Origin of the sequence: Massilia brevitalea, from assembly GCF_030711405.1 — a bacterium.
Taxonomy (GTDB): domain Bacteria; phylum Pseudomonadota; class Gammaproteobacteria; order Burkholderiales; family Burkholderiaceae_D; genus Telluria; species Telluria brevitalea.
The window spans coordinates 48,332-67,952 of the sequence record NZ_JAULSI010000022.1; the positions used below are offsets into that span (position 1 = coordinate 48,332).

At 65.3% G+C, this 19,621-nt stretch carries 21 protein-coding genes; 9 read left to right on the forward strand and 12 right to left on the reverse strand.

Annotation, left to right across the window (positions count from 1 at the left end; all coding sequences use genetic code 11):
• Positions 1 to 54: 54 nt before the first annotated feature.
• On the reverse strand, positions 55 to 888 hold the full coding sequence (locus QWL29_RS15220) for a 3',5'-nucleoside bisphosphate phosphatase (protein ID WP_305823774.1): 834 nt from the start codon (positions 886 to 888) through the stop codon (positions 55 to 57).
• Between the two features lie 38 nt (positions 889 to 926).
• On the opposite strand from QWL29_RS15220, the gene QWL29_RS15225 reads away from it, so the two are divergent.
• Complete coding sequence (locus tag QWL29_RS15225) at positions 927 to 1,409, forward strand: GFA family protein (protein ID WP_308635502.1); 483 nt, start codon at positions 927 to 929, stop codon at positions 1,407 to 1,409.
• A gap of 330 nt (positions 1,410 to 1,739) precedes the next feature.
• On the opposite strand, the gene QWL29_RS15230 is transcribed toward QWL29_RS15225, so the two are convergent.
• The gene (locus QWL29_RS15230; RefSeq protein WP_305823729.1) at positions 1,740 to 2,618 is read right to left on the reverse strand and encodes an alpha/beta fold hydrolase; all 879 of its coding nucleotides are present in this window, start codon (positions 2,616 to 2,618) and stop codon (positions 1,740 to 1,742) included.
• A gap of 168 nt (positions 2,619 to 2,786) precedes the next feature.
• Between QWL29_RS15230 and QWL29_RS15235 the strand changes: the two genes are divergently transcribed.
• Genes QWL29_RS15235 through QWL29_RS15245 form a run of 3 tightly spaced genes read left to right on the forward strand, consistent with a single transcriptional unit; the run spans position 2,787 to position 4,743 of the window.
• A complete protein-coding gene (locus tag QWL29_RS15235) occupies positions 2,787 to 3,311 on the forward strand; it encodes a gamma carbonic anhydrase family protein (protein ID WP_305823730.1) in 525 nt (174 codons plus the stop codon).
• Positions 3,312 to 3,314: 3 nt separating this feature from the next.
• A complete protein-coding gene (gene hslO / locus QWL29_RS15240; protein ID WP_305823731.1) occupies positions 3,315 to 4,271 on the forward strand; it encodes an Hsp33 family molecular chaperone HslO in 957 nt (318 codons plus the stop codon).
• A 37-nt stretch (positions 4,272 to 4,308) separates the two neighbouring features.
• The gene (locus QWL29_RS15245) at positions 4,309 to 4,743 is read left to right on the forward strand and encodes an acyl-CoA thioesterase (protein WP_305823732.1); all 435 of its coding nucleotides are present in this window, start codon (positions 4,309 to 4,311) and stop codon (positions 4,741 to 4,743) included.
• An 18-nt stretch (positions 4,744 to 4,761) separates the two neighbouring features.
• On the opposite strand, the gene QWL29_RS15250 is transcribed toward QWL29_RS15245, so the two are convergent.
• From QWL29_RS15250 to QWL29_RS15260, 3 genes are all read right to left on the reverse strand, one after another.
• Complete coding sequence (locus tag QWL29_RS15250; RefSeq protein ID WP_305823733.1) at positions 4,762 to 5,388, reverse strand: hypothetical protein; 627 nt, start codon at positions 5,386 to 5,388, stop codon at positions 4,762 to 4,764.
• Between the two features lie 192 nt (positions 5,389 to 5,580).
• Positions 5,581 to 6,018, reverse strand: coding sequence for a hypothetical protein (locus QWL29_RS15255; RefSeq protein ID WP_305823734.1), 438 nt, complete (start codon positions 6,016 to 6,018; stop codon positions 5,581 to 5,583).
• Positions 6,019 to 6,103: 85 nt separating this feature from the next.
• Positions 6,104 to 6,406 carry a hypothetical protein gene (locus tag QWL29_RS15260; RefSeq protein WP_290421457.1) on the reverse strand — a complete coding sequence of 101 codons (303 nt, stop codon included), beginning with the start codon at positions 6,404 to 6,406 and terminating at the stop codon, positions 6,104 to 6,106.
• Positions 6,407 to 6,588: 182 nt separating this feature from the next.
• Between QWL29_RS15260 and QWL29_RS15265 the strand changes: the two genes are divergently transcribed.
• On the forward strand, positions 6,589 to 7,095 hold the full coding sequence (locus QWL29_RS15265; protein WP_305823735.1) for a Dps family protein: 507 nt from the start codon (positions 6,589 to 6,591) through the stop codon (positions 7,093 to 7,095).
• A gap of 54 nt (positions 7,096 to 7,149) precedes the next feature.
• On the opposite strand, the gene QWL29_RS15270 is transcribed toward QWL29_RS15265, so the two are convergent.
• The 6 genes from QWL29_RS15270 to pyrG form a co-directional block, all read right to left on the reverse strand.
• Positions 7,150 to 7,554 carry a DUF3224 domain-containing protein gene (locus tag QWL29_RS15270; protein ID WP_305823736.1) on the reverse strand — a complete coding sequence of 135 codons (405 nt, stop codon included), beginning with the start codon at positions 7,552 to 7,554 and terminating at the stop codon, positions 7,150 to 7,152.
• Between the two features lie 76 nt (positions 7,555 to 7,630).
• Complete coding sequence (locus tag QWL29_RS15275) at positions 7,631 to 7,870, reverse strand: helix-turn-helix domain-containing protein (protein WP_305823737.1); 240 nt, start codon at positions 7,868 to 7,870, stop codon at positions 7,631 to 7,633.
• A gap of 6 nt (positions 7,871 to 7,876) precedes the next feature.
• Positions 7,877 to 8,239: a cell division protein FtsB gene (ftsB, locus tag QWL29_RS15280; RefSeq protein WP_305823738.1), complete on the reverse strand. Its 363-nt coding sequence runs from the start codon at positions 8,237 to 8,239 to the stop codon at positions 7,877 to 7,879.
• Positions 8,240 to 8,327: 88 nt separating this feature from the next.
• Positions 8,328 to 9,611 carry a phosphopyruvate hydratase gene (gene eno / locus QWL29_RS15285; protein WP_305823739.1) on the reverse strand — a complete coding sequence of 428 codons (1,284 nt, stop codon included), beginning with the start codon at positions 9,609 to 9,611 and terminating at the stop codon, positions 8,328 to 8,330.
• 90 nt (positions 9,612 to 9,701) lie between these two features.
• Entirely contained in the window at positions 9,702 to 10,559 is an 858-nt protein-coding gene (gene kdsA / locus QWL29_RS15290; RefSeq protein WP_305823740.1) for a 3-deoxy-8-phosphooctulonate synthase, read from the reverse strand.
• Positions 10,556 to 12,241 (reverse strand): CTP synthase, encoded by a 1,686-nt coding sequence (pyrG, locus tag QWL29_RS15295; RefSeq protein WP_305823741.1) that lies wholly within the window; start codon positions 12,239 to 12,241, stop codon positions 10,556 to 10,558. Before pyrG ends, kdsA begins: the two co-directional genes overlap by 4 nt.
• A gap of 262 nt (positions 12,242 to 12,503) precedes the next feature.
• On the opposite strand from pyrG, the gene QWL29_RS15300 reads away from it, so the two are divergent.
• The 4 genes from QWL29_RS15300 (at position 12,504) to QWL29_RS15315 (ending at position 19,080) form a co-directional block, all read left to right on the forward strand.
• Entirely contained in the window at positions 12,504 to 14,183 is a 1,680-nt protein-coding gene (locus QWL29_RS15300) for a methyl-accepting chemotaxis protein (protein WP_305823742.1), read from the forward strand.
• A gap of 330 nt (positions 14,184 to 14,513) precedes the next feature.
• Positions 14,514 to 15,803 carry a YaiO family outer membrane beta-barrel protein gene (locus QWL29_RS15305; RefSeq protein ID WP_305823743.1) on the forward strand — a complete coding sequence of 430 codons (1,290 nt, stop codon included), beginning with the start codon at positions 14,514 to 14,516 and terminating at the stop codon, positions 15,801 to 15,803.
• An 11-nt stretch (positions 15,804 to 15,814) separates the two neighbouring features.
• A complete protein-coding gene (locus QWL29_RS15310; protein ID WP_305823776.1) occupies positions 15,815 to 18,139 on the forward strand; it encodes an LTA synthase family protein in 2,325 nt (774 codons plus the stop codon).
• Positions 18,136 to 19,080 carry a glycoside hydrolase family 18 protein gene (locus QWL29_RS15315; protein ID WP_305823744.1) on the forward strand — a complete coding sequence of 315 codons (945 nt, stop codon included), beginning with the start codon at positions 18,136 to 18,138 and terminating at the stop codon, positions 19,078 to 19,080. The genes QWL29_RS15310 and QWL29_RS15315 overlap by 4 nt, the downstream gene beginning before the upstream one ends.
• Positions 19,081 to 19,105: 25 nt before the next feature.
• Here QWL29_RS15315 and QWL29_RS15320 read toward each other — a convergent pair whose 3' ends face one another.
• Complete coding sequence (locus QWL29_RS15320; RefSeq protein WP_305823745.1) at positions 19,106 to 19,498, reverse strand: hypothetical protein; 393 nt, start codon at positions 19,496 to 19,498, stop codon at positions 19,106 to 19,108.
• Positions 19,499 to 19,621 lie beyond the last annotated feature (123 nt).

A 19,621-nucleotide genomic window follows, 5' to 3' on the forward strand; every position in this document is an offset into this window, starting at 1 on the left:
ATAGGGCTGAGTGCCGGGAAATTCAAGAGCGCGGGCTTATGGGGAACTTAAACCTCAGAACCAGTCGTGCCAGACCGGGGTGACGTTGCCTGGGAGCGGCGGCAAGGCGTCGAACTCGACGCGGGCTTCGCCGGGGGCGTGGAAGTCGGTGCCGCGCGAGGCCAGGAAGCCGTAGCGGCGCGCCACTTCGGCATAGATGCCATACTGGTCGAGCGTGTGGCTGCCGGTGACGACCTCGATCGCATTGCCGCCGAGCTGGCGGAATTCGTCGAACAGCACGCCCTCGGCGGTGGCGTCGAAGCGGTAGCGGCCCGGATGGGCGATCACCGGGATACCACCGGCGCGCTGGATCCAGCCCATGGCCTGGTCGAGCGCGGCCCAGCGATGCGGTACGTAGCCGGGTTTACCTTCGCTGAGGTATTTACGGAACACCTCGGGCGTACTGTTGCAGCGGCCGGTTTCGACGATGTAGCGGGCGAAGTGGGTGCGCGACAGCAGGTCGGGGTTGCCGACGTATTTCAGGGCGCCTTCGTAGGCATTCGGGATGCCGGCCTGTTCCAGCTGGGCGGCGATTTCTCGTCCGCGCGCATCGCGGCCCTGGCGCGTGGCGGCCAGGCCGGCCAGCAGGTCCGGGTTGTCTTCGTCGACCTGCAGGCCGACCAGGTGCACGGTTTGATTGGCCCAGGTGACGGAAATTTCGACGCCCGCGACGAAGCGCATGCCGAGCTCGTTTGCCTTGGCGCGCGCCGCCTTGATGCCGCCGACTTCGTCGTGGTCGGTCAGGGCCCAGGCATCGACCCCGCCCTTGCGCGCGTAGGCGGCCACGGCGGCAGGCGCGAGGACGCCGTCGGAAACGTTGGAATGGCAGTGCAGGTCGACTTTCAGCATGGATGCGGTGCGGGTGCGGGTACTGGACGGAGGGGACATTGTACGCCGCAATCGGTCGCTGTGCGGGGCTGTCGAGTAGTGCTAGAGTTGTTGCTTTCTTTTTAATCCTGGCGGTGGGAATGAAGACGTATCGGGGGAGCTGTCATTGCGGGGCGGTGCGGTATGAGGCGGCGTTTGACCTGGCGGTAGCGGGGACGGTGAAGTGTAATTGTTCGGTTTGTACGAAGATGCGGTTCTGGGGGGTGCAGGTGGCGGCTTCCTGTTTCCGGCTGCTGGCGGGGGCGGAGGCGCTGGGGGAGTATCGGTTTGGGGCGCGGCGGGATGGGCATTGTTTCTGCCGGGTTTGCGGGATCAATGTGTTTTCGACGGGGGAGTCGGCGGGGATGGGAAGGTTTGTGGCGGTGACGGTGGCCAGTTTGGATGATGTGGGGGTGGAGGAGTTGGTGGGGGCGCCGGTGCGGTATATCGATGGGCGCAATGATGATTGGACGGTGCCGCCGGTCGAGATCCGGCATTTGTGAGCGTGGTGCGGGCGGAAAGTTTGCGGGGACGTGGGGCTGTTGCCTGCGCTGTTATTGGTGTGTTGAATTCGCGTGGGCACGAGTGCCCACCCTACGGGCACCGTTATCGGCGGGTTCATACAAAGACCGTCACCGTTATCGGCGAGTTCATACAAAGACCGTCACCGTTATCGGCGAGTTCATACAAGAACCGGTACCGCCAACGGCGAGATCATACGAAACGCGGATACGCAGCGTGTCCCGTAGGGTGGGCACTCGTGCCCACGCGGATCATGATTACCGATAACGGGGCAGGCAACAGCCCCATGTCCCTGTGCAAACCAACCGGGTTCAACGCCCCAGAAACGCCTCGATCAAGCGCGCCAGTACCTGCGGCTGGTCGTGATGCACCATGTGCCCCGCCCCGGGCACAATGTGCGCCTCGACCGACGCCATGTGCGCCAGGCGGCTGTCCACCTCGGCGCGCATCTGTTCCTGCGGCCCCATCCAGCGCCACATGTCCGTCTCCGCCGCCTCGATCCACAGCACCGGCGCCGTGATCTTCTTCCAGATCGCGATCATCTCGTCCAGGTGGTACAACAGCGGCCCGCTCATCTTGTGCACCGGGTCGCCCAGGATCTCGTACTCCCCCGCGGCATTGCGCGCCGACCAGTGCTCGGCCAGGAAAGCGGCGCGGTCCTCGGGCAGGCGCGGGTTGGTTTTCTTCAGGCGCGCCGCCACCTCTTCCAGGCTGGCATAGCCGCGCATCACCGGCGGCGTCTTCAGCTCATCGAGCCAGCGCGCCAGGCGCTTCGGCGCCTGCTGTGGCACGCTGCCCTGCAGGCCAATGCCCTCCAGGTTGATCAGCTTGGCCACGCGCTCGGGCCGCACGCCCGCATACAGGCTGACGGCATTCCCGCCCATGCTGTGGCCGAGCAGGTTCACCGGCGCGTCCGGCGAATAGTGGTCGAGCAGGAAATCGAGGTCGGCCACGTAGTCGGGGAACCAGTAGGTGTCGGTTCCGGTCCGCTCGGTCAGGCCAAAGCCGCGCCAGTCGTGGGCAATCACGTGCCAGTCGCCTTCCAGGCAATCGACGATGAACTGGAACGAGGCCGACATGTCCATCCAGCCATGCGCCATGAAGATCTTCGGCGCGCCTTCGCGGCCCCAGTGGCGCACGTGGGTGCGCAGGCCGCGCACGGTGAGAAATTCGGAACGGGATGGTGTCATGGGCTCGCTCGGCAATGAAAGTAGTACAACCGAAAATAGTACGGTCGTTCGGATCAATCGTCCGATTATACGCATGCCGTTGAATTCCTGTCTGCCATCCCCATTTGGGGACGACGGCAAGCGCAAGGGCGTAAAATAGCGGCACCACAACCCTTCCGCGAGCAATCCATGGCGATTTACCAGCTGGGCGAGCATGCGCCCGAGATCGATGCGTCGGCCTTCGTTGCCGATACGGCCAACCTGATCGGCAAAGTCACGCTCGAGGCGAATACCTCGGTGTGGTATGGCGTGACGATCCGCGGCGACAACGAGCGGATCACGATCGGCGAAAACAGCAACGTGCAGGAAGGCACGGTCATGCACACCGACATGGGCTACCCGCTCACGCTCGGCAAGGGCGTGACCGTCGGCCACCAGGCCATGCTGCATGGCTGCACGGTTGGCGACGATTCGCTGATCGGCATCCAGGCCGTGATCCTGAACGGCGCAAAGATTGGCAAGGGATGCCTGGTCGGTGCCGGCGCGCTGGTTACCGAGGGCAAGGAATTTCCCGACAATTCGCTCATCATCGGTGCGCCTGCCAAGGCGGTGCGCACCCTCACGGAAGAAGACCTGCTGCGCTTGCAGGCCAATGCCGCCAGTTACGTGGCGCGTGGCCAATTGTTCAAGGCGCAGCTCAAGCAAATCGGATAGACAATGACGACAACGGACACCAAGGACACCCTGCAGAAATTTATCTTCGACAACGCCGCCGTGCGCGGCGAACTGGTCGAGATTTCCGATACCTGGCGCGAGATCCAGGCTCGCCATGGCTACCCGAAGGCCGTGCGCGCCCTGCTGGGCGAAATGGTGGCGGCGGCCGCCCTGCTCTCGGCCAACCTGAAATTCAATGGCTCGATCGTGATGCAGATCCACGGCGACGGACCGGTGCGCCTGCTGGTGGTCGAGTGCGACGCCGAGCTGCGCATCCGCGCCACGGCAAAACTGGCGCCGGACGCCGAGGTGGCCGATGACGCCACCCTGCGCCAGCTGCTCAACGCCAACGGCCAGGGCCGCTTCGTGATCACGCTCGACCCGCTCGACAAGGTGCCGGGCCAGCAACCCTACCAGGGCATCGTGCCGCTCGACGGCGAGAGCATGGCGACCGTCATCGAAAACTACATGCTGCGTTCCGAGCAGATGGACACGCGCCTGTGGCTGGCGGCCGACGACAAGGTCTCGCGCGGCATGCTGCTGCAAAAGCTGCCGCGCCACACCGGCAAGGACGACCAGGTGAAACAGGCGACCGAAGAGGAAGACCTGGAAACCTGGAACCGCGCCGTCGTGCTGGGCAGCACCCTGAAACAGGAAGAACTGCTGGGTACCGATATCGAGACCCTGCTCACCCGCCTGTTCTGGGAAGAGACGATCCGCGTGTTCGACCCGCAGCATCCACAATTCCACTGCAGCTGCACGCGCGAAAAAGTCGGCAACATGCTGAAGATGCTGGGCCAGCCGGAAGTCGATGCGGCCGTGGCCGACCTGGGCGAACTCGGTATCAATTGCGATTTCTGCGGCAAGCACTACGCGTTCGACAAGGTCGATTGCGCGCAATTGTTCGCTGCTCCGATCGCGGCGGATGCCGTGACGCCGGCCGACGAGACCAAGCACTAAGCAATCAGTTCCACACTCACACAGGAAGCTTTTGACGATGCGCGATACGCCCCGCTCTGCCTTTCCCCACATCGTCGCCCTGCCGACGCGCTGGATGGACAACGACAGCTACGGGCATGTCAACAACGTCAACTACTACAGCTTCTTCGACACCGCGGTCAATCGCTACCTGATCGACCGCGGCGCGCTCGACATCCACAAGGACGAAGTCGTCGGCTTCGTCGTCGAGACCGGGTGCTCCTACTTCAGTTCCATTTCCTTCCCCGACGTCGTGCACGTCGGCGTGCGCGTGGCCAAGCTGGGTAATGCCAGCGTGCGCTACGAGATCGCGCTGTACCGCAACGACGAGACCATGCCGGCCGCCGCCGGGCATTTCGTGCATGTGTACGTGCACCGGCCGAGCGGCAAGTCGGTGCCGATTCCCGAGCCGGTGCGGGCAGTGCTGCAGACATTGCTGCAGCCAGTGCTCTAGCGATTTCCTCAGAGCTCGTCAGTCCTCCAACCACTCCTCCACCAGCCTGTCGGTCGAACGGCGCAAGTCCGTACGGCGGCGCTCAAACTGCGGCAAGGCAAGTTCCTGCGCTTTCTTGACCACGGCGTTAGCAGTTTCCAGCGTTTGCGCCATGGCGGCGGCAACTTCACGCATGGCGCCGATGGGCGATTCCGGCGGCGGCTTGCCTGACGCGAGTTCGCGCCGCAACACCGACGCCAGCTTCCAGCGCGCATCGCTGGGCCGGCGCACCCATAATTCATGCCAGGCATTGCGCGGCTCACCGATGACGCCCAGCATGAACTGGCGCGGCGACACGGGCCGGTTGTTGTGGACCAGTAAATCATCACGCACTTCAGCGTAGTGAAACTGTCCGTCGTGGAAAAAGCGCAGCTCGCTGCCATGCGCCAGGAACAGGCATTTCCATTGATAGCCACCCGGCCTGCGTGGGGCGGCGCCGACATCGAGCGCCACCTTTCCGTCTTCACGCGACGCAATCCATTCACGCACGGCATGCCCCAGCGCCTCATCTGGCGACAAGATACTGCCGGTGCGCTCTAGATAATCTGCAAGTTCGTGCAGCACGGGGAGTACAAGCAATCCAGCCCTTCTTTCATCGCTTCTCATTTGGCCCTCTCATTTATTCTCTTTCTCTTCCGTTTGACCTCTGCCATTTCAACAAGTTCGAAAAGAGAGGAAATGAGAAGAAATGAGTATGCCAAATGAGAGGGTTTGGCAGAGGGCTGGCGCCAGCCCCACCCCATCCCGGCCGGCGGTACCCCTGCCAACCCTGGCTTGGCTGTTGCTCACCCTGCCGCTCTACCGGCCCAACTCGACTGTGCGTGCAGCCGTTTTGCTGGCGCCTGCCCGCCCGATGGGAATCACCGCCCGCTTGCGCTTGACCATCGACTCCTCGTGCTCCTCGAGCGAGGCGCCCCAGAAGCGGCGCAGCGTCAGCGTGCTGTTCTTCAGCCGCTTGCCCACGATGAACTCGGCAATCTTATGGAACCAGACCGCCGCCCCATGCGCGTGTACCAGCGCATGCCGTGGCGTAACGCCCTGCTCGCGCTTCAAGCGCGCCAGCTCCTTGGCAAACTTGATCGGGTCGCGGTGGCGCCACTGGGTCCAGAAACCGCGCTGGCCGCGCGAGAACTGCATCAGCTCCCAGCCGATGCGGTAGTCGTCGAGGTCGCGGATCATTTCGGCCGGCGCGCTGGCAGTCGGCACGCCGTCCGTGCGCCAGGCAATGCCGTCCACCGACGGTGCGCTCGCCCTCGCCGCGTACGATGTAGTCGACTTGCGGATAGTCGCGCATCAAGCCGGGGGCGCAGCTGCGCAATCCCTAGCGCAGGTGCGCAATCTCCACGGAGCCATCTTCATCGAAGATGGGCGAGGTCTTGGCCAGGCGCACCGCGTCGTTGAAATCGTTGGCGCCGATCACGCAATAGCCCGACATGGCGCTGCTGCTGATCTTCGGCCCGAGCAGGCGGGTCGGCACCTCGACGCTGCCCTGGCTGAGGGCGCCCCGGTCGAGCAGGGCCCGGCCCAGCGAGTCGAACCAGGATTCCCACTGCAGCGGATCATGCTGCCGGCCTTCGGCTTCGCCGACTGTCGATCCCCGGAAAACGATCAGAAACTTGTCCATGCCGGCCCCTCGTAGGTTGACGTGACCTGAACAATAGCACCGGCCCGGCAGGCGCGACGCACGGCATCGGGAGCCCCATCCCTTATCGTGCCGCAGGATTTTCCGGCCAGTGCTAAGCTGTGCATTGTTAATAGTGCTACAACTTTCAACAAGCACTATCACCTCACTACAGGAGAACCGCAATGCACATGGATACCGGCATCAGCACCGAAGACCGCGCCAAAATGGTCGAATCGCTCTCGACCGTACTGGCAGACGCCTACATGCTCTACCTGAAGACCCACAACTTCCACTGGAACGTGACGGGTCCGCTGTTCTCGAGCCTGCACGTGATGTTCGAAGAGCAGTACACCGAGCAGTGGAACGCCCTCGACGAGATCGCCGAACGCATCCGTGCCCTGGGCCACTTCGCCCCGGCCACCTACAAGCGCTACGCCGAGCTGTCGAGCATCACCGAAGAACCAGAAGTGCTGTCGTCGAAGGAAATGATCCGTCAGCTGGTGGACGGCAATGAAATCCTGATCCGCACCCTGCGCGCAGGCGTGAAGGTCGCCGACGAACTGGACGACTACCCGACCGCCGACATGCTGACCACCCGCATGGAAGTGCACGAAAAGAACGCCTGGATGCTGCGCTCCTTCCTGGAGCAAGGCGCCGGCGCGCAACAGGGCGACGCCTCGTCGGACTAAGCGACGGCCCCGCCAACGCCGCAGCGCGCATCATGCCCGCTGCGGCTTTTCTTTTTAGAGATCAGGCAACTCGTAATCGAATTCGTAGAAGTGCTTGCGCTCCTCGATCCGGATACGCATGGTGCCGGCAATTCCCGCCAGCTCCCCCGTCCCCGAATCCGGCACCACGCTGATCGCCAGTGCCTGCGCACCGCGTGCCATCGTGCCGCTGTGCTGGACCACGAAACTGCCGCTGCGACCGTCCAGCGTGCCGGTCACGCGCTCCACGGCCACGTAGCCGGCCGAGCCTTCGGTGGTGGTCATCGCCGACAGCATCTCGCCCACGCCGCTGCCTTCCAGCGCGCCATGGTAGCGCTTTTCGATCGCCATGCGCCCGGTGGTAACGCCATCGCGCACGTCGGGCTGGCCTTGCGGAGTCACGGTAACGTCGAACGGTCCTGCGGCATGTTGCTGGCTCATGGTGCCCTCACCTTGTAATGAAGAGATAAGGAACATTCTAGGCCAATCCGCACCGTTTGCGGGAGGCCTTCCGCTATCAGCCCGGCAAATGCAGGTCGATGACCTTCATTACCGCCAGCGTGGTCTCGAGGTCCATCTCGCCGGACGCAAAAGCGGCGCGCAAGGTGGCCTGGGGCACGCCGGCAGCTGCGGCCAGGTGCGCCGTTGCGTCGGCGCGCGATGCGACGTCCAGCGCATCGCGCAGCACGGCGGCGTCGCCGCTGTCGAACGCGCCGGCCAGGTAGGCCGCCAGCTCTTCGAGGGTATCGAGTGTCATGGAATATCAGTGCGTGACGGCAGGCGCGCCGTGCCCGCCTTTGTTCTTCGGCGCAGGCGGTGGCGGCGGCACGGTCATGGATTCGACCGGCTTTTCGTTATGCCGCAGCACCTGCACGAAAATCTCGTTCTGCTTGATCATGCCCAGCTCCAGGCGCGCGCGTTCCTCGACGGCGCCGAGGCCTTCGCGCAGGTCGCGCACTTCAGAATCGAGCTTGGCGTTGCGCGCCTTGCGCCCGTCCAGCTGGGCCTGGGCCACGGTCACCTGGTCGCGTAAATCGGCAACGGCCAGCATGCCGCCCTTCCCCAGCCACAGCGGGTACTGGATCAGCAACAGCAGGACGGCAAGGGCAAGCGAAATCAGGCGCATAAATAGTCATACCGGCGTGCGCAGCACCCCGGAAGCATTACATAATTCAATCGACTGGCGTGCCGCAGGCGCACCAGTCGTCCATCCATTACTTCAGATTATAGAAAGCGTCGCGGCCAGGGTAGCTGGCAACGTCGCCCAGGTCTTCCTCGATGCGCAGCAGCTGGTTGTACTTCGCCATGCGGTCCGAACGCGACATCGAGCCGGTCTTGATCTGCAGGGCGTTCAGGCCCACGGCGATGTCGGCAATCGTCGAATCCTCGGTCTCGCCCGAACGGTGCGAGATGACGGCGGTGTAGCCGGCGCGCTTGGCCATCTCGATGGCGGCGAAGGTTTCGGTCAGGGTGCCGATCTGGTTGATCTTGATGAGGATCGAGTTGGCGATGCCCTTCTGGATGCCCTCTTTCAGGATCCTGGTGTTGGTGACGAACAGATCGTCGCCGACCAGCTGCACCTTCTTGCCCAGCGCCTGCGTCAGGATGCCCCAGCCTTCCCAATCGCCTTCATGCATCGCGTCCTCGATCGAGATGATCGGATACTTGTCGACCCAGGTGGCGAGCATGTTGGTGAAGTCGGTCGAGCTCAGGGTCAGTCCCTCGCCTTCCAGGTGGTACTTGCCGTCCTTGTAGAACTCGCTGGCCGCGCAATCGAGGCCGATGGCGATATCGGTGCCGGCCTGGTAGCCGGCCTGCTCGATCGCTTCCATGATCAGCTTGATCGCTTCTTCGTGGTTGGCCACGTTCGGCGCGAAACCGCCTTCGTCGCCGACCGAGGTAGCCAGGCCTTTCGAATGCAGGATTTTTTTGAGGGTGTGGAACACCTCGGCGCCGTAGCGCATCGCTTCCTTGAAGCTTGGCGCGCCGATCGGGATGATCATGAATTCCTGGATGTCCAGGTTGTTGTCGGCGTGGGCGCCGCCATTGATGACGTTCATCATCGGCACCGGCATCTGCATTGCGCCCGAACCGCCGAAGTAGCGGTACAGCGGCAGGCCGGCTTCCTCGGCGGCGGCCTTGGCCACGGCCATCGACACGGCCAGCATCGCGTTCGCGCCCAGGCGGCTCTTGTTCTCGGTGCCGTCCAGGTCGATCAGGGTGCGGTCCAAGAAGGCCTGTTCGTTGGCGTCCAGGCCCATGATGGCTTCGCTGATCTCGGTATTGATGTTCTCGCAGGCTTGCAGCACGCCCTTGCCGAAGTAACGCTTCGGATCGCCGTCGCGCAGTTCGATCGCTTCGCGCGAGCCGGTCGACGCGCCCGACGGCACGGCGGCACGGCCCATCACGCCCGATTCGAGCAGCACGTCGCATTCGACGGTTGGATTGCCGCGCGAATCAATGATCTCGCGGCCGATAATATCAACGATAGCACTCATGGTTCAGTCTCCGGAAAGGTGAAAAATCGTCGCACATGAAAGTCGAGGCGCCGGTTGGGGCGCCTCGTCTTTCAAGCTATATAAGTGAAATCAGCCCTTGAAGCTGGTCTCGAGGAAGCCGGTACGCTTCACCACGCGGTCGAGTTCGACCAGGGTGGTCAGCAGTTCCTTCATGCGTCCCAGCGGCACGGCGTTCGGGCCGTCGGACAGGGCGTTCGCCGGGTCCGGATGGGTCTCCATGAACAGGCCGGCGATGCCCGCGGCAACCGCCGCGCGCGACAGCACCGGCACGTGCTCGCGCTGGCCGCCCGACGAGGTGCCCTGGCCGCCTGGCAGCTGCACCGAGTGGGTGGCGTCGAACACGATCGGGCAGTTCGATTCGCGCATGATGGCGAGCGAACGCATGTCCGACACCAGGTTGTTGTAGCCGAACGAGGCGCCGCGTTCGCAGGCCATGAAGTTGTCTTCAGGCAGGCCGGCTTCGCGCGCGGCGGCGCGGGCCTTCTCGATCACGTTCTTCATGTCGCCCGGGGCCAGGAACTGGCCCTTCTTGATGTTCACCGGCTTGCCCGAACGGGCGCAGGCGTTGATGAAATCGGTCTGGCGGCACAGGAAGGCAGGCGTCTGCAGCACGTCGACGATGCTCGCCACTTCGGGGATCATCTCTTCGTCGTGGACATCGGTGAGCACCGGCACGCCAAGCGTCTTGCGCACGTCGGCCAGGATCTCCAGGCCCTTTTCGCGGCCCGGGCCGCGGAAGGATTTGCCCGACGAGCGATTCGCTTTATCGAACGACGATTTATAGATGAACGGAATACCGAGTGCCTCGGTCATTTCTTTCAGTGCGCCGGCCGTGTCCATCGCCATCTGGCGCGACTCGATCACGCAGGTGCCGGCGATCAGGAAGATCGGGTGGTCCTGGCCTACTTCGAAACCGCAAAGTTTCATGCTGCATCTCCTTGCAATACTGGCGTGTTCGCCGCGTCGTTCACGTTGCCGGCCTGGTGCTTCAGGGCCGCCTGGATGAAGGAAGTGAACAGCGGGTGGCCGCTGCGCGGGGTCGACTTGAATTCAGGGTGGAACTGCACGCCCATGTACCACGGGTGCGAATTTTCACCTTCGCGCGGCAGTTCCATGATTTCGCACAGGTCTTCGTTCGGGGTGCGCGCCGCCACCACCATGCCGGCCGCCTCTACCTTCGGCAGGTAGTGGTTGTTGGCTTCGTAGCGGTGACGGTGACGCTCGGTGACGACGCTGCCGTAGATCTCGGCCGCCAGCGTGCCCGGCGTCACCGCGCAGGTCTGGGCGCCAAGGCGCATCGTACCACCGAGGTCCGAGTTCTCGTCACGCTGTTCGACCTTGCCGTCGTGGTTCTGCCATTCGTTGATCAGGGCGACGACCGGCTGGTCGGTTTCCAGGTCGAACTCGGTGGAGTTCGCGTTCGGCAGGTTCGCCATGTGGCGCGCGTATTCGATCAGCGCGACCTGCATGCCGAGGCAGATGCCGAGGTAAGGGATCTTGTTTTCGCGGGCATAGCGCGCCGCCATGATCTTGCCTTCCACGCCGCGCTTGCCGAAGCCGCCCGGCACCAGGATGGCGTCGTATTTCGCCAGCACTTCGCAGCCTTTGGTTTCGATTTCTTCCGAATCCAGGTAGGCGATGTTGACGCGGCTTTCGGTATGGATGCCGGCGTGGCGCAGCGCTTCGGTCAGCGACTTGTACGATTCGGTCAGGTCGACGTATTTGCCGACCATGCCGATGGTGACTTCGTGCTTCGGGTTTTCCAGCGTGTGGATCAACTTGGTCCACATCGACAGATCGGCCTTTGGCGCTTCCAGTCCCAGGGCTTCGAGGATGATGTCGTCCAGGCCCTGGTCGTGCAGCACCTGCGGCACCTTGTAGATGGTGTCCACGTCCCACACCGAGATGACGGCCTGCTCTTCGACGTTCGCGAACAGCGAAATCTTGGCGCGTTCGTCATCCGGGATGCGGCGGTCGGCGCGGCACAGCAGCGCGTTCGGCGAAATGCCGATCTCGCGCAGCTTCTGCACGCTGTGCTGGGTCGGCTTGGTTTTCAGTTCGCCGGCCGAGGCGATGTACGGCACCAAAGTCAGGTGCACGAACGCGGCGCCCTTGCGGCCCGAGCGCAGCGACAGCTGGCGCGCGGCTTCGAGGAAGGGCAGCGACTCGATGTCGCCGACGGTGCCGCCGATTTCCACCAGCGCCACGTCCACGCCTTCGGCGCCGCGGCGGATGTAGTCCTGGATTTCGTTGGTGATGTGCGGGATCACCTGCACGGTCTTGCCGAGGTATTCGCCGCGGCGCTCCTTGCGGATGACGGACTCGTAGATCTGGCCGGTGGTGAAGTTGTTCACCTTTTTCATGCGGGTGCTGATGAAGCGCTCGTAGTGGCCGAGGTCGAGGTCGGTCTCGGCGCCGTCGTCGGTGACGAAGACTTCACCGTGCTGCATCGGGCTCATCGTGCCCGGATCGACGTTGATATACGGGTCGAGCTTGAGCATGGTGACTTTGAGGCCGCGCGATTCGAGGATCGCAGCCAGGGAGGCGGCCGCGATCCCTTTACCCAGGGAAGACACGACGCCGCCGGTGACGAATACAAATTTGGTCATTGTGCTGAAGGTGCCGAACGGCACGCGCGGGAAATTGAAATTATACCTTAAACACGCAAATACTTCTTCATATCAAGCTGGCAAGGCCTGCCTGTGCCCGACTGCCAAACGCAGCGTGTCGCTTTTACAAACAAATGTTTCGTAATGACAACAAGTATCAGGAAAGCGACATTTTGGTGCAGTTTCAAATCGAAAGAAACAAACATTTCCGCAAATCAAGCTACGATATTTCGATCCTTCAATCTGTATAGGCAAGATAGCAATGGGCTTCCTGAAACACCTGAATATCGGCAAACGGCTGGCCATCGGCTTTGCCCTGACCCTGGCCATGGCGGTGCTGATCGCCTCGGTCGGCATCTGGCGCCTGCAGCATGTGGCGGCCGGCACGCAAACCATTCTGGCGCAGCCGCTGGCAAAGGAGCGCATGATTACCGAGTGGTACACGCAGATCTTCTCGGCCGTGCGCCGCACCGCCGCCATCGTCAAGAGCAGCGACCCGGCCCTCGGCCCCTACTTCAAGGAAGACGCGGCCCTCAGCGCCAAGGTTTCGGCCGAGCTGGTCGCCCAGATCGAGCCGCTGATCGCCGGCGCGGAAGAAACAGCGCTGTTCGCGAAGATCAGCGAGCAGCGCAAGCTGTACAGCAAGGCGCGCGACAGCGCCGTCAAGGCCAAGGCCGACGGCGACCAGGACCTCGCCACCAAAATCCTCGAGGAATCCTTTACGCCAACCGCCAAGGCTTACCAGGAAGCGGTGCAGCAGCTGGTGGCCATGCAGCGCAACCACATTACCGGCATGACCCAGGACATCCAGGCCACCGCCCGCTTCGGCACCACCCTGATCGCCGTGCTGACCGCCTGCTCGGTACTGCTCGGCGCCCTCGCCTCCTGGCTGCTCACGCGCGGCATCGTGCGTCCGATCCGCGCAGCCGTGGAACTGGCCGAAACCGTTGCCGGCGGCGACCTGACGCGCCGCATCGAATCGAGCGCACGCGACGAAACCGGCGCCCTGCTGCGCGCCCTGGGCCACATGAACGACAGCCTGGTCAACATCGTCGGCCAGGTGCGCAGCGGCACCGAGACCATTTCCGGCGCCTCCGGCGAAATCGCCGCCGGCAACCTGGACCTGTCGGCACGCACCGAACAGCAGGCTTCGGCGCTGGAACAGACCGCCGCCTCGATGGAAGAACTGACCGGCACCGTGCGCCAGAACGCCGACAACGCGCGCCAGGCCAACCAGCTGGCGCAGACCGCCTCCAGCGTGGCCGTGGACGGCGGCGCCGTGGTGAGCCAGGTGATCGCGACCATGGGCTCGATCAACGCCTCCTCGCGCAAGATCGTCGACATCATCGGCGTCATCGACGGGATCGCCTTCCAGACCAACATCCTGGCGCTGAACGCGGCCGTGGAAGCGGCCCGCGCCGGCGAGCAGGGGCGCGGCTTTGCGGTGGTGGCGTCGGAAGTGCGCACGCTGGCCCAGCGTTCGGCGGCAGCGGCCAAGGAAATCAAGACCCTGATCGGCGATTCGGTCGGGAAGGTCGACGCCGGCACCAAGTTGGTCGACCAGGCCGGTGCGACCATGGAGCAGGTGGTCGACTCGATCCGCCGCGTGACCGACATCATGGCCGAGATCACCCACGCCAGCACCGAACAGACCGGCGGCATCGAGCAGGTGAACGCGGCCATCGGGCAGATGGACGAAGCGACCCAGCAGAATGCGGCGCTGGTCGAGGAAGCGGCTGCGGCTGCCGGCGCGATGCGCGAGCAGGCGGCGAAGTTGGCCGAGGTGGTGGGCGTGTTCAAGGTGGAGGGGCGTGCGGTGGTTCTGGCGCATGCCCCAGCCCCAGTCAGGCAGCTTGCGCGCGCGGCCAAGCCGAAAGCACCTGTCCGGACCAAGCCAGCGCCAGCCAAAGCAGCTGCCGCCGAAGAGTGGGAAGAGTTTTGATGTAGGGTGGGCACTTGTGCCCACGCGGTGATCGTTGCAGGCTTCGTTATCGCGGTCAGTGATCTTGCCACCCAAACCCGCACACGTTATCGGGGCTGTTGCCTGCCCTGTTAGCGGTCCGCATGGTCCGCGTGGGCACAAGTGCCCACCCTACGGGAAGCGTTCCGGAATCGCGGCACAGAAAGCCCAAATACGTTCCTGACTCGCGGCACAGAAAGCCCAAACACGTTCCGGACGCGCGGTTACCAACGCCGTTCGACAACCGTACATGTCTTGACGCTCCCCGGCCGCTCGGGCAGAGTTGCGCCACGTATCATTCCGCGCCTTCCCATGGTTATCGATTTCCAGCCTCCCCCGCACGCCACCGAACAAGTCCAGCCCGCCAGCAACGCCTCTTTCGACGAACAGTACGAACAGGCCCGCGGCCTGGCCAACAATGGCCAGCCGGCCCTGGCCGTGGCCGCCTACAACGCCCTCCTGATGCGCTCCCCCGGTAACGTCGACGTCCTGCTCGGCCGCGGCATCGCCTACACGCGCCTGGAGCGCTGGGCCGAGGCCCAGGCCGACCTGGAAGCGGCGGCCAAGGCCTCGCCCGACTACGCCGACGTCTGGCTCGCGCTCGGCAACCTGCACCGGTGGCACGACCAGCCCGAGCCGGCGATCGCCGCCTACAGCCGCCTGGTTGCGCTGCGTCCCGATGATGCCGCCGCCTGGCTGGCCCGCGCCCGCGCCTGGCGCGCCGCCGGCAAGCTGCCGGAAGCCCGCGCCGATCTGGCGAGGGCGCGCACGGCCGGCGGCAACGCGGCCGAGATCGACGCCTTCGACGCTGCCCTCACCCCTGCTGCGGACCCTGCCCCGGACACTGCCGCCATCGCCGCCATCTCGCCCCAGCCGCGCGCCGGCAACCCGGAAGCGGCGCTGGCCGCCGGCTACGCCTGGGCCGCCAGCCTGTCGGGCAACTGGACTGACGTCGGCCCCGGCCCGCGCTGGAACGACCAGACCGCCAGCCTGCGCCACTACACCAAACGCGGCTCGATCGGCTTCGAGACCCTGCGCGCGCACCGCTTCGACCAGTCCGGCTACGCCTGGGCCCTGGACGCCTACGCCGACTTGTGGAACGGCGCCTACGCCAACCTGCGCTACCAGCGCGCCCCGGCGGCGCGCCTGTTCCCCGAAAACGCGGGCCGTATCGAAGTCTGGCAATCGCTCGGCGGCGGCTGGGAAGCATCGCTCAGCGACGACGTGCTGGGCTTCGATTCGCGCGTGAACATCTACGGCGCCAGCCTCGCCAGGTACGTCGGCAACTGGTACATCCAGCTGCGCCACCAGAACATCGTGTCCGAAAGCTCGCACGGCAGCGGCGACCGCCTGCTGGCGCGCTACTACTACGCCGGCGACGCCGACAGCTACATCGAGGCCACGGCGAACCGCGGCCGCAGCGACGACCCGCTGTCCCTGGCCGGCGGCCGTGCGCGTTCCGGCGGCGGCAGCCTGACCTGGGTGCGCTACTGGTCGCGCGACTGGGGCAGCAAGGTCGGCGCCAGCTTCTCCCATGATTCCGGGGACGGCAGCGGCGCGCGCGAACGCGGCGTCTCCTTCGGGCTGTACCGCCGGTGGTAAGCGTGCGCCGTATGCTGTTCGAGCGCCTCGGCCGTGCACTCGCCTTTCCGCTGCAAGTCCTGCCGGCCCTGGTGGCGGCCTGGTTCTGCCTGCGCGTCGCCGAGGCCATCCACGCCAGCGGCGCCGGCGTGGCGCAATCGAGCCTGTTCGGCGCCGGCCTGGGCAACGACCTGCTGTCGCTGCTGCGCTTCGCCTGCGTGTTCCTGCTCGGCGCCCTGCCGCTGGCCCTGATCCCCTCGCCGCGCTGGCGCAGCGCTGCCCTCGGCCTGCTGTGGAGCGTGCTGCTGCTGGCCCATGCCGCGCTGCTGCAGTACCACTGGGTGGCAGGCGTGCCGCTCGGGGCCGATTTGTTCGCCTATTCGGCCAGCGAAGTCGGCGCCACCGTCGCCGGCGGCTGGGCCCTGAGCCCGCTGCTGGGCGTGGCCGTGATGGCGGCGCTGGCCTGCCTCTGGACGCTGCTCGCGCTGAGCGTGCGCGACTGGTGGCCGCGTCCCGGCGCCCGCGCCGGCTACCTCGTGCTGGCGGCCAGCCTGCTGGCCCACGTCCTGCTGCCGCAGCGCTTTGCGCCGCCGGTGGCGCGTACCGGCGCCGACCTCGACTACCTGGTAAACAAGACCGCCTTTTTTGTGGACAGCAACCTGGCGCACCTGCATGGAACGGGCGCCGCGCTGGAAACCGACGCGCACGCCAAGGCGCAGACACCCTGGTCCGGCCAGGACCCGCGCTACCCCTTCGTGCACACCGAGCGCACGCCGGACACCCTCGGCCCCTTGCTGCACACGCGTCCCGGCGCGCCGCCGCCGAAACTGGTCTTCGTCATCGTCGAAGGCCTGGGCCGCAGTTTCTCCGGTCCCGGCGCGCGCCTGGGCAGCTTCACGCCCTTCCTCGACGAGCTGGCCGGCCGCAGCCTGTACTTCGAGAACTTCCTGTCCGGCCAGGGCCGCACCTTCGGCGTGCTGACCACGGTCTTCGGCTCCCTCCCCTTCGGCGAGAACGGCCTGGCGGCGCTGGGCGACAAGCTGCCGCGCCACGACTCGCTGCTGTCGGTCCTGAAAGCCCAGGGCTATGGGCTGCGCTTCTATTCCGGCTCGAACCTGGAGTTCGACAACGAAGGCACTTTCCTGCGCCACCAGGGCGTGGACACGATCGTCAGCGAACGGGATTTCGGCCCGCCCTACCGGCGCAGCAACGACTGGGGCTACGCCGACCGCGATTTGATGGAGGTAGCTTCCGAGCGCGAAGCGAAGGCGCCCGCCGGCCCGGCGGTGACGATCATCCAGACCACCAGCATGCACAGCCCCTTCACCTTCCCCGGCAAGGAAGCCTGGCTGCGCCGCGTCGACGAGCGCCTGGCCGAATTGAAGCGCCCGGCCACCGCGGTCCACCAGGACAACCGCGACATCTTCGCCAGCATCCTGTACACCGACGACGCCCTGCGCCTGTTCTTCGAGCGCGCCGCCAGGCTGCCGGAGTACGACAACACCATCTTCATCGTCACCGGCGACCACCGCCTGCCCGAGCTGCCGATGGACACGCGCATCGAGCGCTACCACGTGCCGCTGATCGTGTATTCGCCAATGCTGAAGGCGCCGCTGTCGGTCAAGTCCATCTCCTCGCAGTTCGACATCGCGCCTGCGCTGCTGGCCTACCTGGCCAACCACCATGGCCTGAAGTCGCCGCAGGAGGTGACCTGGATCGGCACCGGCCTCGATACCGAGCCGGGCTTTCGCAACCTGCACGTGATTCCGCTGAAGCAGACCAAGACCGAGATGAGCGACTTCGTCTCCGGCACCGCCTACCTGGCGCAGGGCCGGCTCTACACCATCGGCGACGGCATGCAGCTCGACCGCAACAGCGACGCCGGCGCCCTGGCGCGCGCCCAGGCCCAGTTCCGCGACTTCCTGGAAGCGAACGGCAGCGCCGGGCGCAGCGCCGCCCTGCGGCCCCAAATGGGCGCGCGCCTGGCCGGCTACGGCGGCGAACGCACCCTGCGCGGCACCGCGCTGGCCGCGAGCGCCGGCGACCTGGGCGTGACCAACCTGCGCCGCGCCGCCGGCGCCGGCGTCGTGTTCGAGGCCACCTTTACCAACCACGGCGCCGATGCCTCGCCGGCCTTTGTGCCGCTGCTGGTGATCACCGACGAGCGCGGGCTGGAGCTGCTCGAAACCGCCGCGCCGGCGCGTTCTCTGGCGCCGGGAGAAACGGCGACCATCGCCCTGCGGCCGGACCTGCGCAAGGTGGCGCCGGGCAGTTATTTCGTCTCGGTCCTGCCCTCGCACCCCGACACCGGGCGCCCGCTCGGCGTCGGCCAATACCACGTGGCGACGCGCCTGTGAAGCGTACCTTCGCCGCGCTGCTGCTGGCCGGTTTTGCGCTGGCTGCACAGGCCACGGACCGCATCGGCCCGCGCGCCATCTGGACCTGGGAAGAAGACTCGTACGCGATGCTGGACGACCCGGCCGCGGCCGGCCGCGCCATCGATTTCCTGCAATCGAAATCGATCGACACCGTCTTCCTGTACGCCGACGCTTTCGGCAAGCGCAACGCGATTGCAGACCAGCCCCAGCTCTACCGGCGCCTGCTGCGGCGCCTGCATGCCTCCGGTTTGAAGGCCTATGCCCTGCTCGGCTCCGGCTACCTGCACACCGAGCGCTACGTGCTGCCCCGGCACCGGGACGAAGCCCTGGCCATGCTGCAGCGCGTCCTCGACTACAACAAGGCGGCAGCGCCCGAGGAACGCTTCGACGGCATCAACGTCGACATCGAGCCGCACATCCTCGACGAATGGTCGACCCGCAAGATGGCGCTGCTGGGCGAATTCGTGGCGCTGTCGGATGCGCTGATGGGGGCCAAGCGCGCGTCGGGCCAGGCCCTGCCGATGGGACCGGCGATCCCGTTCTGGCTCGACGGCCTGCACATCGAATGGAAGGGGCAGACCAAGCCGGTGAGCCAGCACATGCAGGGCATCTACGACTACGTGGCGCTGATGGACTACCGCGACAAGGCCGCCGGCGGCGACGGCATCGTCAGCCATGCGATGGACGAGCTGCGCTACGCCGAGCGCATCGAGAAGCGCGTGCTGATCGGCGTCGAGACGCTGCCGAACGCAATCAGGAAGGTCTCTTTTCACCACCTGAAGGAAGCCGACATGGAGCGCGAGCTCGGCGCCACGGCGCGCAGCGTGGGTGCGATGCAGCCGTTTGGCGGCTTCGTGATCCACCATTACGGGTCCTACCGAAAATGGCTGGGGCGCGCCGGGGTCGAAGCGGACAAGTAAGGCCGGGCTGGCGCCGCGCCCGGGCTCAGATCTTGATCACGCGCGTCATGCGGATCGTGTGCTGCTGTTCCTTGCCCTCGGCCGTCCAGCGCTGGTGCGCTTCCAGGGTCGATTCGTCGACGCGGCGCCACTCGAAACGGCTGGGTGCGCGCACCGGCTCGAAGACGGCGCTGTCGGCGCCGATGCTCGACGCGCGCCAGGTAAACTCGCCCCAGGTCGAGGTGACTTCGCCGTTGTCGTAGGCGATGGTGCTGCCGTCGGTGCGCTCGGCGAAGCTCTCGTCGGCGTAGCGGTGCGACTGGAACAGGTTCGGCCCGGGGTGGTCGTACTCCTCGAAGAAGGGCTTGCCGTCGGCGCTTTCGCCGCGCCAGCGGCCTACCAGGAACTGCAGCTGCGCGAAGTCGTCGATGCTGAACATGGATGCGCTCCTTTGGCTTGTCGGTCCGCGCACTCTACACGCTTCGCCACGAAGGTGGCACGCGCGAGCATGGCGTGCGCACAGGGCGGCCGGGGCGTGTAAGATTGCTTATCTTTTTACTCA